The organism is Azospira sp., from assembly GCF_030247495.1.
Taxonomy (GTDB): domain Bacteria; phylum Pseudomonadota; class Gammaproteobacteria; order Burkholderiales; family Rhodocyclaceae; genus Azospira; species Azospira oryzae.
The window spans coordinates 439,682-452,355 of sequence record NZ_JAOTRW010000003.1 but is presented as its reverse complement, the minus strand read 5'-3'; the positions used below and the strand labels follow the sequence as shown (position 1 = coordinate 452,355).

Annotated in this window: 9 protein-coding genes and 2 tRNA genes; 4 read left to right on the top strand and 7 right to left on the bottom strand. The window is 63.2% G+C overall.

The features are described from left to right. The first annotated feature begins 133 nt into the window (after positions 1–133). The 3 genes from OEL49_RS05520 (at position 134) to OEL49_RS05510 (ending at position 3,459) form a co-directional block, all read left to right on the top strand. Positions 134–1,120: a malate dehydrogenase gene (locus OEL49_RS05520; RefSeq protein ID WP_014237266.1), complete on the top strand. Its 987-nt coding sequence runs from the start codon at positions 134–136 to the stop codon at positions 1,118–1,120. A gap of 69 nt (positions 1,121–1,189) precedes the next feature. Next, positions 1,190–2,197: an HpcH/HpaI aldolase/citrate lyase family protein gene (locus tag OEL49_RS05515; RefSeq protein WP_014237265.1), complete on the top strand. Its 1,008-nt coding sequence runs from the start codon at positions 1,190–1,192 to the stop codon at positions 2,195–2,197. Positions 2,198–2,298: 101 nt separating this feature from the next. Next, a complete protein-coding gene (locus OEL49_RS05510; protein ID WP_287874173.1) occupies positions 2,299–3,459 on the top strand; it encodes an NnrS family protein in 1,161 nt (386 codons plus the stop codon). Positions 3,460–3,496: 37 nt separating this feature from the next. Here OEL49_RS05510 and OEL49_RS05505 read toward each other — a convergent pair whose 3' ends face one another. From OEL49_RS05505 to OEL49_RS05495, 3 genes are all read right to left on the bottom strand, one after another. Then, entirely contained in the window at positions 3,497–3,982 is a 486-nt protein-coding gene (locus OEL49_RS05505; RefSeq protein WP_050804298.1) for an RNA methyltransferase, read from the bottom strand. 239 nt (positions 3,983–4,221) lie between these two features. Then, entirely contained in the window at positions 4,222–6,819 is a 2,598-nt protein-coding gene (acnB, locus tag OEL49_RS05500) for a bifunctional aconitate hydratase 2/2-methylisocitrate dehydratase (protein ID WP_287874172.1), read from the bottom strand. Positions 6,820–7,009: 190 nt separating this feature from the next. Continuing rightward, positions 7,010–9,181, bottom strand: a complete 2,172-nt coding sequence (locus tag OEL49_RS05495) for an ABC transporter substrate-binding protein (protein WP_205230245.1) — start codon at positions 9,179–9,181, stop codon at positions 7,010–7,012. Between the two features lie 132 nt (positions 9,182–9,313). Between OEL49_RS05495 and fabI the strand changes: the two genes are divergently transcribed. Then, positions 9,314–10,111: an enoyl-ACP reductase FabI gene (gene fabI, locus OEL49_RS05490; RefSeq protein WP_014237260.1), complete on the top strand. Its 798-nt coding sequence runs from the start codon at positions 9,314–9,316 to the stop codon at positions 10,109–10,111. Positions 10,112–10,205: 94 nt separating this feature from the next. Here fabI and OEL49_RS05485 read toward each other — a convergent pair whose 3' ends face one another. The 4 genes from OEL49_RS05485 to OEL49_RS05470 all read right to left on the bottom strand — a co-directional run bounded on the left by OEL49_RS05485 (position 10,206) and on the right by OEL49_RS05470 (position 12,645). Then, positions 10,206–12,098: a SurA N-terminal domain-containing protein gene (locus tag OEL49_RS05485; protein ID WP_205230244.1), complete on the bottom strand. Its 1,893-nt coding sequence runs from the start codon at positions 12,096–12,098 to the stop codon at positions 10,206–10,208. A gap of 68 nt (positions 12,099–12,166) precedes the next feature. Then, positions 12,167–12,243, bottom strand: a tRNA-Asp gene (locus OEL49_RS05480). A 25-nt stretch (positions 12,244–12,268) separates the two neighbouring features. After that, positions 12,269–12,344, bottom strand: a tRNA-Val gene (locus OEL49_RS05475). Positions 12,345–12,372: 28 nt separating this feature from the next. Beyond that, positions 12,373–12,645 (bottom strand): HU family DNA-binding protein, encoded by a 273-nt coding sequence (locus OEL49_RS05470; protein WP_014237258.1) that lies wholly within the window; start codon positions 12,643–12,645, stop codon positions 12,373–12,375. Positions 12,646–12,674 lie beyond the last annotated feature (29 nt).

Below are 12,674 nucleotides of genomic sequence, written 5' to 3'. Positions count from 1 at the left end.
TATATAAGACATAAGTTGCAACATTGACACCCCGGAAACGAGGGCATACTATTTCAAAGCTTGGCGCGGAGAGCCTGCGCCGGCGACGAATTCACGAATTTTGTTCAACGACTGTACTCACAGGAGTCGCACCATGTCCAAAGCCCCCATGCGCGTAGCCGTTACCGGCGCCGCCGGCCAGATCGGCTACAGCCTGCTCTTCCGCATCGCCTCCGGCGAAATGCTCGGCAAAGACCAGCCCGTCATTCTGCAGCTGCTCGATCTGCCGCAAGCCCAGCAGGCCGTCAAGGGCGTGATGATGGAACTGGAAGACTGTGCTTTCCCGCTGCTGGCCGGCATGGTTGCCACCGACGACCCCAACGTCGCCTTCAAGGACGCCGACGTCTGTCTGCTGGTGGGCGCCCGTCCCCGCAGCAAGGGCATGGAGCGTGCCGACCTGCTGACCGCCAACGGTGCCATCTTCACCGTTCAGGGCAAGGCCATCGCTGAAAACGCCAAGGAAGACGTGAAGGTCCTGGTGGTGGGCAACCCCTGCAACACCAACGCCTACATCGCCGCTTCCGCCGCCAAGAAGGTTGGCCGCACCAACCCCCGCAACTACCACGGCATGCTGCGCCTGGACCACAACCGCGCCCTGTCCCAACTGGCTGCCAAGACCGGCCGCGCCGTTTCCTCCTTCAAGCAGATGGTCGTCTGGGGCAACCACTCCCCCACCATGTACGCCGACTACCGTTTCGCCACCTCCAACGGCGACAACGTCAAGGACCTGGTGAACGATGCCGTGTGGAACAACGACGTCTTCCTGCCCACCGTGGGCAAGCGCGGCGCCGCCATCATCGAAGCCCGGGGCCTCTCCTCCGCCGCTTCCGCTGCCAATGCCGCCATCGACCACGTGCGTGACTGGGTCCTGGGCTCCGACGAATGGGTCACCATGGGCGTGCCCTCCGACGGTTCCTACGGCATTCCCGAAGGCGTCGTGTACGGCTTCCCCTGCGAGTGCAAGAACGGCGACTACAAGATCATCCAGGGCCTGGAGATCGACGAGTACAGCCGCGGCAAGATGAACGCCACCCTGGCCGAGCTCGAAGAAGAGCGCGCTGCCGTGGCTTCCATGCTGTAAGCAACAGCAAGCCACTTGCTGCAAAGGCCGCGGTAAAATGCCGCGGCCTTTTTCTTTGGAGCTTTGCCCATGACCCTGCGTCATCCCAACGACGTTCTCTTCGCCGGTGAAAAGCCCTTCCCCGTCCTGCCTGTGGTGGACCACTACGCCGGATCGGAAAAGCTCATGAAGAAGGCCCTGCAGCTGCAGCAGGAACTGGCCCATAACAACCAACCCGTTTTCGACATCACCTGCGACTGCGAAGACGGTGCCCACGCCGGTGCCGAAGCCGAACATGCGGAAATGGCCGCCGGCCTCATCAGCGGCAGCGACAACCGCTTCGGCCGGGTCGGTGCGCGCATCCACGACATCACCCACCCCCACTGGCGCCAGGATCTGGAAATCCTGGTCTACCACGCCGGCCAGCACCTCGCTTTCCTGACCATTCCCAAGGTTCGCTCCGTCGACGATGCGCGGACCCAGATCGATGCCCTGCGCAGCATCGAGGCCCAGTGCCGGATCAGCCGCCCCATTCCGGTCCACGTGCTGATCGAAACCCACGGCGCCCTCAAGGACGCCTGGGAAATTGCCGCCCTGCCCGGCGTCGAAAGCCTGGACTTCGGCCTCATGGACTTCGTCTCCGGCCACCACGGCGCCATTCCCGGCAGTGCCATGAAGAGCCCCGGCCAGTTCGACCACCCCCTGGTGGCCCGGGCCAAGGCCGACATCGCCGCCGCCGCCCTGGCCAACGGCGTGGTGCCTTCCCACAATGTCACCACCGAAATCAAGGACTCGACCGTGGCGGCCGACGACGCCCGCCGTGCCCGCCGGGAGTTCGGCTATCTGCGCATGTGGAGCATTCACCCCAACCAGATCATGCCCATCGTCGAAGCCATGCGCCCCGACTTTTCCGAAGTGCAGGAAGCCACGGAAATCCTGGAAGCTGCCCAGGACAAGGACTGGGGCCCCATCCAGCACGCCGGCCGACTGCACGACCGGGCTTCCTACCGCTACTACTGGGAACTGCTGCAGCGGGCCCAGGCCACGGGCATGGACATCCCCGCCGGTACCGTCCGGCGGTTTTTCAGCCAAAGCTGACAGGCATCAAAGCGCATCGACCATCGGGGCTCCTATTCTGGAGCCCCTTTTCATGTCGGGCCGGCCAATTGCCGCTGCCCGGCCCAAGCGGACACACCATCGTGAAATTTACCGAACACCCGCTGTGGCTGGTGGGCTTTCGCCCCTTCTTCGCCCTCGCCTGCCTGGCCGGCCTGAGCCTGCCCCTGCTGTGGGCCGCCATCTTTTCCGGCGCCCTCGCCCTGCCCGCCGCCCCCATTACCCCGCTGCAATGGCACGCCCACGAAATGTTCTTCGGCTTCGGCTGGGCCGTCCTCGGCGGCTTCCTGCTCACGGCCACGAAAAACTGGGTCTCGGTGCGAGGCCATCACGGCGCTTCCCTGGCCTACCTGGCTGCCGCCTGGCTGCTGGAACGGGTCGTCATGGCCAACGCCGGGTCATGGCCCGGCTGGCTGTTCCACCTGGGCAGCAACCTCTTCATGGGCAGCATCATCGTCATGCTGCTGCATACGCTGATCCGCTACCGGACCCAGGACAGCTACCGGGACAACTACTATTTCCTGCTGGTGCTGCCGGCCTTTCTCATGGCCAAGCAATTGCTGCTGCAGCCGGAGACCTTCGCCATCGGCGTCGGCATCACCCTGGGCCTGTTCCGCATGGCCTTCCTGGTGATGTTCGAACGGACCCTGACCCAGTTCATGAAAGGCGTGTTTCAGGTCGCCATCCTCCGCCATCCGCGCCTGGATGGCGCCATCAAGGGGCTGGGTCTGCTGCTGGTGCTGCAACCCCTGCTGCCGCCACCGGCCGGCGCCGTCCTGGCCCTGCTGCTGGCCGCCCTGCTCCTGCTGCGCCTGGCATTCTGGAAGCCCCTGCTGGGTCTCAGCCGCATCGACATCGGCGTCATGTACCTGGGCTATCTGGCCATCACCGCCCAACTGCTGCTGGAGAGCCTGCATTACTTCAGCCCGGTGCCCTGGATCGGTTCCCTGTCGCTCCACGTATTCACCTTCGGCGCCATGGGCCTGGTGATTCCGGCCATGCTGATCCGCATCGCCAAGGGACATACCGGCCGCAAGGTGGTCTTCGAGACCCTGGACAAGCTGGCCCTGGGGCTGATGCTGCTGGGTTTTGTCCTGCGCATCGTCATGCCCCAGTTTTTCCCGGCAGCCTATGTGCAGTGGATCTATCTGGCCGCCGCCTGCTGGCTGGGCTGTTTCGGCCTGCTCGGCTGGCGCCTGATCCCCTTCCTGCTCGCCCCCCGGGTGGACGGCAAGGTGCATTAGCCTGGAAGGGCGCCATGACGGCCTTCCAGGGTGCCTGCTAGCCGCGGTAGCCGCCGGCCTTCAGCATCCGGTCGTACAGCACCACATTGACCGTCGCCGCCAGGTTCATGCAGCCGTGGGTCGGGATGTAGACGATGTCCTGGCACCAGGAGGTGACGTTCTTCCTCAGGCTGCCATCCTCCGGGCCGAAGATGTAGAAGGCCCGTTCCGGGTGGCGGTACTCGGTCAGGGGTTTGGCCTCCGGCACCAGTTCGATGGCCACCGGCACACAACCCAGGGGGATCACCTGCTGCAGATCGTCCACACCGATCAGGGGCAGTTGCTGGTGCACCTGCTTGGTGTCGGTGCAGAATTCCTTTGCCGTGTCATAGCGCTTGCCGGTGTAGAAAACCGTATTGACGCCATAGCAGCCGGCAGCCCGCATGATGGAGCCCACGTTGCCCGGGCTTTTGGGGTTGTACAGACCGATGCAGGAATAGCCGCTGCAGGTTTTGATGGCCTGCTTCTTGGTGATGATTTCCATTGTTTCCCTTAACACGGCAAAGCCGGCGACCGCCCATGGCGCAGTTGCCCGGGGCCGGAGCATAACCGATCCCGGCCGGCATTCCATAGCAGCCAGCCGTGCCACCGTACCACCGGGGCTGCCAACAGCGGGACCGGCACGCCAAAGGAAAGGCGTCGCTGCAAAAAAAAACGGCCCCGCCGAAGCGGGGCCGCATCTCCTCGTGTTGCTTCCTTTGGTTTTGTCTTGCGCCGTACCGCTCAGACGGTAACGGTTTCCGCCACTTCCACGAACTCGGGGATCTGGTCGAAGTTCATGTAGCGGTAGATGTCGGCAGCCTTGGCATTCACCACCTGGATGTATTCCATGTACTCGGCCACAGTCGGGATCTTGCCCAGCAGGGAGCACATGGCGGCCAGTTCGGCGGAGCCCAGGTACACCCGGGTGTCGATGCCCAGACGGTTGGGGAAGTTCCGGGTGGAAGTGGACATGGCGGTGGAACCCTTGCGGATCTGGGCCTGGTTGCCCATGCACAGGGAGCAGCCCGGCATTTCCATGCGGGCGCCGGCCTTGCCGAGGACGCTGTAGTAACCTTCTTCGGTCAGGATCAGGGCGTCCATCTTGGTGGGCGGAGCAATCCACAGGCGGGTCGGGATGTCGGACTTGCCATCCAGCACCTTGCCGGCAGCGCGGAAGTGACCGATGTTGGTCATGCAGGAGCCGATGAACACTTCGTCGATCTTGTCGCCGGCGACTTCGGAGAGGACCTTCACGTCATCCGGGTCGTTGGGGCAGGCGACGATGGGTTCCTTGACGTCGGCCAGATCGATCTCGATCACGGCGGCGTACTGGGCATCGGTGTCGGCCTTGAGCAGGGTGCCGTTGGCGATCCACTCTTCCATGGCCTTGATGCGGCGCTTCAGGGTACGGGCGTCCTGGTAGCCTTCGGCGATCATCCACTTCATCAGGGTGATGTTGGAGCGCAGGTACTCGACGATCGGCTCCCTGTTCAGGGCGATGGCGCAAGCAGCGGCGGAACGCTCGGCAGCGGCGTCGGAGAGCTCAAAGGCTTGTTCCACCTTCAGATCGGGCAGGCCTTCGATTTCCAGGATGCGGCCGGAGAAGACGTTCTTCTTGCCCTTCTTCTCCACGGTCAGCAGGCCCTGCTTGATGGCGTACAGGGGGATGGCGTTGACCAGATCGCGCAGGGTGATGCCGGGCTGCATCTTGCCCTTGAAGCGCACCAGCACGGATTCGGGCATGTCCAGGGGCATCACGCCGGTGGCGGCAGCGAAGGCCACCAGACCGGAACCGGCCGGGAAGGAGATGCCGATGGGGAAACGGGTGTGGGAGTCACCACCGGTACCCACCGTATCGGGCAGCAGCAGACGGTTCAGCCAGGAGTGGATGACGCCGTCACCAGGACGCAGGGCAACGCCGCCGCGGGTGCTGATGAAGGAAGGCAGTTCGCGGTGCATGCGCACGTCCACCAGCTTGGGATAAGCGGCGGTGTGACAGAAGGACTGCATCACCAGGTCGGCGGAGAAGCCCAGGCAAGCCAGGTCCTTCAACTCGTCGCGGGTCATGGGACCGGTGGTGTCCTGGGAACCCACGGTGGTCATCTTCGGTTCGCAGTAGGTGCCGGGCAGGATGCCCTTGCCTTCCGGCAGACCGCAGGCACGGCCCACCATCTTCTGGGCCAGGGAGTAGCCCTTGCCCGGATCGTTGGGCTGCTGGGGCAGGCGGAACAGGGTGGAAGGAGCCAGCCCCAGAGCTTCGCGGGCCTTGGTGGTCAGGCCGCGACCGATGATCAGGGGAATGCGGCCGCCGGCGCGCACTTCGTCCAGGATCACGGGGGTCTTCAGCTGGGCTTCAGCGATGACGGCACCGTTCTTCAGGGCGGTGACCTTGGCGGTGGCCTGGTCGATCTTCAGCTCGATCTCGTCGCCCATGTCCATCTGGCCAACGTCCAGCTCGATGGGCAGAGCGCCGGCATCTTCCATGGTGTTGAAGAAGATGGGAGCAATCTTGGAGCCCAGGCAGACGCCGCCGAAGCGCTTGTTCGGCACGAAGGGGATGTCTTCGCCGGTGAACCACAGCACGGAGTTGGTGGCGGACTTGCGGGAAGAACCGGTACCCACCACGTCGCCCACGTAGGCGATCAGGTTGCCCTTCTTGGCCAGGGCTTCCAGTTGCTTGACGGGGCCGCGCTCGCCAGCCTTGTCGGCTTCGATACCCGGACGGGGGTTCTTCAGCATGGCCAGGGCATGCAGGGGGATGTCAGGACGGGACCAGGCATCCGGAGCGGGAGACAGGTCGTCGGTGTTGGTTTCGCCGGTGACCTTGAACACGGTCAGCTTCTGGGAAGCGGGGACTTCGGGACGGGAGGTGAACCACTCGGCATCGGCCCAGGACTGCATCACGGCCTTGGCGTTGGCGTTGCCACCCTTGGCCAGCTCGGCCACGTCGTGGAAGAAGTCGAACACCAGCAGGGTCTTCTTCAGGCCTTCGGCGGCCACGGCGCCGACTTCGGCGTCGCCCAGCAGGTCGATCATGGGCTTGACGTTGTAGCCGCCCAGCATGGTGCCCAGCAGCTCGGTGGCCTTGGCGCGGGAAATCAGGGCACAGGAAAGCTCGCCCTTGGCCACCTTGGCCAGGAACTCGGCCTTGACCTTGGCAGCATCATCAACACCGGCGGGAACACGGTAGGTAATCAGCTCCACCAGGGCCTGCTCCTCGCCCTTGGGCGGGTTTTGCAGCAGGGCGACCAGATCCTTGGTCTGGGCGGCGGACAGAGGCAGGGGGGGGATACCGAGTGCGGCACGCTCGGCGACGTGTTGGCGGTAGGCTTCAAGCACGGCTGGTTCCTCTCGACAGGTGGAATTCAGTGATCTGGGGACAGGGGAGCTGCCCGAAATACGCAACTGCATTCACAGCCGCCGGAAGCTCCTTAAGTCTTATATATGATATCAGACATCACAGCGGATTTGTGCGACGCCAGAACGCAAAAAAATAGCGCAATACGGGACAAAGGAACAGGGGCGCCGATCAGCGGGCGGACTGCTGCTCCCGGCGACGATGGGCCCGCACCGCCGGCACCAGCAGGCCTGCCAGCGCCAGGAGCAGGAGGGCCAGGGGCCAGCGCACGGGCTGGTTCCATTCCCGCTGCCGGGCCGCCCGGTCGACGCCATCGACGCGCTGGTACTTGAGGGTGTTGTTGCCCACATCCGTGGGCTTGCGGTTGTAGAGCCAGCGGTGGCCGAGGGTGTAGTTCTTGGGGTGGAAGCCGAAGACCCAGGGGGCATCCTGCTGCACCAGATGCACCATCTGGCGGATGATCTGTTGCCGCTCAGGCCCGTTCTCCATGTTCTTCATGCGCTCGAAGAGGCGGTCGAACTCCGGGTTCATGTAATTGGCGGAGTTCTCCCCCCCGTGCTTGACCCGGGTTTCGCTGCCGTGCAGCAGGAAGAAAAAGTTCTCCGGATCCGGATAGTCCGCATTCCAGCCCAGATAGAACATCTGCACCGCGCCCTTGCGCAGCTTCTCCTGAAAACGGTTCCAGTCGGTGGAACGGACCACCAGCTGGATATCCAGCTTGGCGAACTGGCGGGTCAGCCAGTCCAGCCGCGACTTGTCGCCCATGCCGCCGCCGGTGGTATCCAGATTCAGCACCAGGGGTTCACCGGTGCGGGCGTTGCGCCCGTTGGGCCAGCCGGCCTCGGCCATGAGGCGGCGGGCGCTCTCGATGGACTTGCGCCTGGGAGCGCCGTCCCGCCAGTCGTAGACCACCGGATTGATACCCCCCTGCCCTTCCTCGAAGCCGAAGATTCCGGGCGCCAGGGGGCTCATGGCGGGAATGCCGCGGCCATTCATGAAAATGGAAATGAACTCTTCCTGGTCGATGCCGATGGAAATGGCCTGGCGCAGCTTGCGCCCCCCATCGCCCAGGCCGCCGACCAGGCTGTCCTGCATGTTGAAGCCCATGTAGAAAATGGAAGCCCGGACGCTGGTGAGGAGGCGGATGCCCTTTTCCTGCATTTCCTCGGTGAGCTGCACATCGCCCCCCACATTGAGGCGCACCGCCTGGTCGAAACTGTCGGAGGAAATCCCCGAAGCGTCGTAATAGCCCTGGAGGAACTTGTTCCAGTAGGGAATGCTTTCCTTCTCCCGGGTGAACACCACCTTGTCGATGAAAGGCAGCGCCTTGCCGCAATCCGCCAGCAGGCCCTTCTCCCGGTCACCCGGATCGCCTTCACAAGGATAGGTTTCCCCGTGGAAATTGGGATTGCGCTCCAGCACCATGCGGCTGTTGGGATTGTTCTCCGTCAGCATGTAGGGGCCGGTGCCGACCGGATACCAGTCCAGGCTCAGATTCTTTTCCGCCATGCCGGGCTGGCTGTAAAAGCGGTCCGCCTCCCTCGGCACCGGAGCGAAGAAGGGCATGGCCAGCCAGTAGAGGAACTGGGGATACTTGCCCTTGAGGCGAACCCGCCAGGTATAGCGATCCACCTTCTCCACCCCGGCGAGGGGATAGCGGTCCAGGTCCAGCCAGCCGCCTGCCGGCGCCTTGGCCGCTTCGGCCTGCAGGATCTTGCCCAGCGCGGCCAAGCCTTCGATGCGTTCGGCCATCATGCCGAAGATGGGGGAATGGAGGCGGGGATGGGCCAGGCGCTTCATCTGGTAGATGTAATCGTCGGCCGTCAGCTCCCGGCTGCCGGTCTCGGCAAAGTCGGCCAGGCGCCGTACATCCTGCAGCTTGAGGGGATCGAGATCGCCATAAACGGGGGTGCCGTCGGCCTTCAGGGCAAAGGCCGGATGGGGCTGGTAGCGGATGCCGGGTTTGATGCGGATTTCGTACACGCTGCTGGCGATCAGGCTCTCGTCGGCAGTGGCCGGCAATTGACGGCCAGCGGCATCGTAATAGCGGGGCACCGGCACGCTCTCGGCCGTGGCGGGAATCAACGTATAGGGACGCTTCAGATAGTGGTACTGGAGCGGCGGCTCGTAGATCTGGCCGGTAAAGACGCTCTCGTCCTCGGCGTAGGACTGGACCGGGTCCAGGTGTTTGGGGCGCTCGGTGAAGGCCGAATAGAGCACGTTGCGACCGGCTTCCGCCACAGGATAGGGGTCGTTCCAGGGGCCTTCACCGCATCCGGCCAGAAGCAGGGGGAGCAGGGAAACAACGAGGGAGACGATCCCGGAAAGAGAGCCTTTGCGCATGGCCCGGAGTTTAGCGGAAGCGCCTGCGAGCGTCATTAAGGCGCCCCCGGCCCTTAACCTCCCGTGACGCACTGCGGTAAAATGCGCCCCGTTTCCGCTATAATCCCGCGGACTTTCAACTTAGGGGCATGTATGGGCTTTCTTGCCGAAAAACGCATCCTGATCACCGGGCTGCTCTCCAAGCATTCCATCGCCTATGGCATCGCCAAGGCTTGCCATCGTGAAGGCGCCCAGCTGGCTTTCACCTACCAGAACGAACGCTTCCAGGAGCGGGTCGCCAAATTTGCCGCCGAGTTCGACAGCACCCTGGTGCTGCCCTGCGACGTCGCCAGCGACGAGGAAATCACCAACCTGTTCGTCGAACTGGGCAAGCACTGGGACAGCCTCGACGGCCTGGTCCACTCCGTTGCCTACGCGCCGTCCGAATCCCTGGAAGGCGACTTTCTCGATGCCATTTCCCGCGATGCCTTCCGCATCGCCCATGACATTTCCTCCTACAGCTTCCCGGCCCTGACCAAGGCCGCCCGCCCCATGCTGAAGAAGGCCAACGGCTCCGTGCTGGCCCTCTCCTACCTGGGTGCCGAGCGCACCATGCCCAACTACAACGTGATGGGCCTGGCCAAGGCCAGCCTGGAAGCGGCCGTGCGCTACATGGCCACCAGCCTGGGCCCCGAAGGCATGCGCGCCAACATCATCTCTGCCGGCCCGATCAAGACCCTGGCCGCCTCCGGCATCGGCAGCTTCGGCAAGCTGCTCTCCTACAACTCCCACCACGCCCCCCTGCGCCGCAACGTGACCATCGAGGAAGTGGGTAACGCTGCCGCTTTCCTGCTGTCCGATCTGGCCAGCGGCATCACCGGCGAAGTGCTGTACGTGGACGGCGGTTTCAACACCACCGCCCTGGGCAACGCCGAACCGATGGGCGCCTGACGAGAAAATCCTTCTCCGGCGGCCCGTCAGCCGCCGCAATAAAAAAAGCCGACCGTTTTCACGGTCGGCTTTTTTGTGCCTCGGATAATGTGGATCAACGATCCTTGTTGTCCTCCAGGGCTGCCTTGTTCACTTCGACCTTGTAGCGGGCACGCAGGCCAGCCAGGTAGGCAGCGAAATCTTCCTGGGCCACCAGGGAGGTGTATTCCTTCTGCAGCACCTTGCGCTTGCCTTCATCGAGGGACGAGGGCTGGCTGACCTTCATGATCTTGTACAGCACATAGCCCCCGTTGTTGGGGAACTCCACCCCGGTATAGGCAGGCAGCTTGCCGGCGTCGGTCTTGAAGATGGCCTGCAGGGCGGCGGGCGGCACCTGGCGGCTGCCTTCCATGCGCGACACATTCTTCACCAGGGCCCAGCCCAGCTTGTCCTCGCCAGCCTTCAACTGGGCCAGCTTCTCCTCGCCGGCCTTCTTGGCCAGGGCGTTACTTTCCTGAATCTTGAGAATCTCCTCGATCTGCCCCTTGACCGTATCGAACGGCTTCAGGCTGGCCGGCTTGTGCTCGATGATACGGGCAGCCACCAGGGTGTTGGGGGCGATTTCAACGGCTTCGGTATTGCGCTTGTTCTTCAGCACATCTTCGCCGAAGAGGGCGGCCAGCGCCTTCTCGTTGCCCAGGACTCCGGCGTTCTGACCGCCGCGACGGGAGAACCAACCGGTCTGCTGCAGCGGCAGCTTGAAACGGTCCGCCGCCGGCTTGAGGCTGTCGGACTGTTCATAAACCGTGTTGCTGAAGGCCTCAGCCGCTTCGGCAAACTTGCGGGAGGCTGCCTGACGCTTCAGTTCCGCTTCGATCTCCGGCTTCACCTCGTCCAGGGTTTTCAGCTTGCCGCCCTTGATGCCGGTGACCTTGATGATGTGGAAACCGAAATCGGATTGAACCAGGCCGGACAGCTCGCCTTCCTTCTGGCTGAAGACCGCATCCTCGAAAGGCTTGACCATGCTGCCCTTGCCGAAGAAGCCCAGATCGCCGCCCTTGCTGGCAGAACCGGGATCCTTGGATTCGCGCTTGGCGATATCGGCGAACTTGGCAGGATTCTGCTGCACTTCCTTGAGCACGGCTTCGGCCTTGCTCTTGGCCTGGGCCACGTCGCTGCCGCTGGGAATGAGGATGTGGCTGGCACGGCGCTCTTCGGACTGCTGGTAGCGGTCCTTGTGGCCTTCGTACCAGGACTTGATCTCTTCCGGCGTCACAACCAGTTGGGCCAGCAAGGCATCAACCGACAGCTGCACGAACTCGGCCCGCACCTGCTCCGGAATTTCGAAGCTGACCCGGTTTTCCTCATAGAACTTCTGCATGGCCTCGGCACTGGGCTTGGCCTGGGCCGCAAACTGCTCGGGCACGATACGCAGCTCTGCCACTTGCCGCTCTTCCGCCTGAATGCGCAGCATGGCTTCCGCGGCAGCCGCCGCCACCATGCCCGTATCGCTGACGGAGCCGACCAGCTGCTGCAGCGTCAGATCCTGACGCAACTGGGCTTCGAAACCCGTCTGGGTCAGACCCTGGGCCTTGAGGGCGGTTTCGTAACGTGCGGCGGAAAACTTGCCGTCTTCCTGCAGGGCGGGAATCTTGCTGATCACATCGCGCAGCAGGTCGTCGCTGGCCATGAGGCGGCGCTTGTTCGCCTCCAGCAGCAGCACCCGCTGATCCACCAGGGAATTGACCACCGCCAGGCGAGCCTCGGGAGACTCCATCAGCGCCGGATTGTAGTTGGGTCCCAGGGCGCCCCGGAGCCGCTCCTGCTGGTTGCGCCAGGCCTGCTGATACTGCTGCAGGGTGATGGGCGTGCCACCGACAGTCGCCACATCGCGACTGTCGCCCGCATTGCGGATGTAGGATTCGACCCCCCAGAAAGCGAACGGCAGGGTGATCAATCCGAGAAATACCTGAACGATGCGTTTGTTGTTGCGGACGGCGTCAAACATAAGAAGGCTTCCGTTGTTTGGCTCACTGAAATAAAAAAAGGCGAACTTTCGTTCGCCTTTTTGCTTACTGGCGGAGTGGACGGGACTCGAACCCGCGACCCCCGGCGTGACAGGCCGGTATTCTAACCGACTGAACTACCACTCCTGACTAACTCTGTACGCTCTTTTTCTGGTGGGTGCTGACGGGATCGAACCGCCGACATCCAGCTTGTAAGGCTAGCGCTCTACCAACTGAGCTAAGCACCCGTGCCGTTTGGCTAAGCGCGAAAGACCGTTAGTTTACCGCATCCTTGAGCGCTTTACCAGCGCGGAACTTCGGCACCTTGGCTGCCTTGATCTTGATGGTGGCGCCGGTGCGCGGGTTGCGGCCGGAACGGGCAGCACGCTTGCCAACATAGAAGGTGCCAAAACCCACCAGGGTCACCATGCCGCCCTTCTTCAGGGAAGTCTTGACGGCACCGATGGTGGCATCAAGCGCACGGCCGGCTGCAGCCTTGGAGATATCTGCAGACTTGGCGATTTGATCGATCAGTTCAGATTTGTTCACGTAAGCCCCCTTACATAAAGGTTGTTAAC

Excerpts from the sequence above, each read along its gene's own strand:
- OEL49_RS05520 (WP_014237266.1), top strand. The coding sequence starts at position 134 with ATGTCCAAAGCCCCCATGCGCGTAGCCGTTACCGGCGCCGCCGGCCAG.
- OEL49_RS05515 (WP_014237265.1), top strand. The coding sequence starts at position 1,190 with ATGACCCTGCGTCATCCCAACGACGTTCTCTTCGCCGGTGAAAAGCCC.
- OEL49_RS05505 (WP_050804298.1), bottom strand. The coding sequence starts at position 3,982 with ATGGAAATCATCACCAAGAAGCAGGCCATCAAAACCTGCAGCGGCTAT.
- OEL49_RS05495 (WP_205230245.1), bottom strand. The coding sequence starts at position 9,181 with ATGCGCAAAGGCTCTCTTTCCGGGATCGTCTCCCTCGTTGTTTCCCTG.
- fabI (WP_014237260.1), top strand. The coding sequence starts at position 9,314 with ATGGGCTTTCTTGCCGAAAAACGCATCCTGATCACCGGGCTGCTCTCC.
- OEL49_RS05485 (WP_205230244.1), bottom strand. The coding sequence starts at position 12,098 with ATGTTTGACGCCGTCCGCAACAACAAACGCATCGTTCAGGTATTTCTC.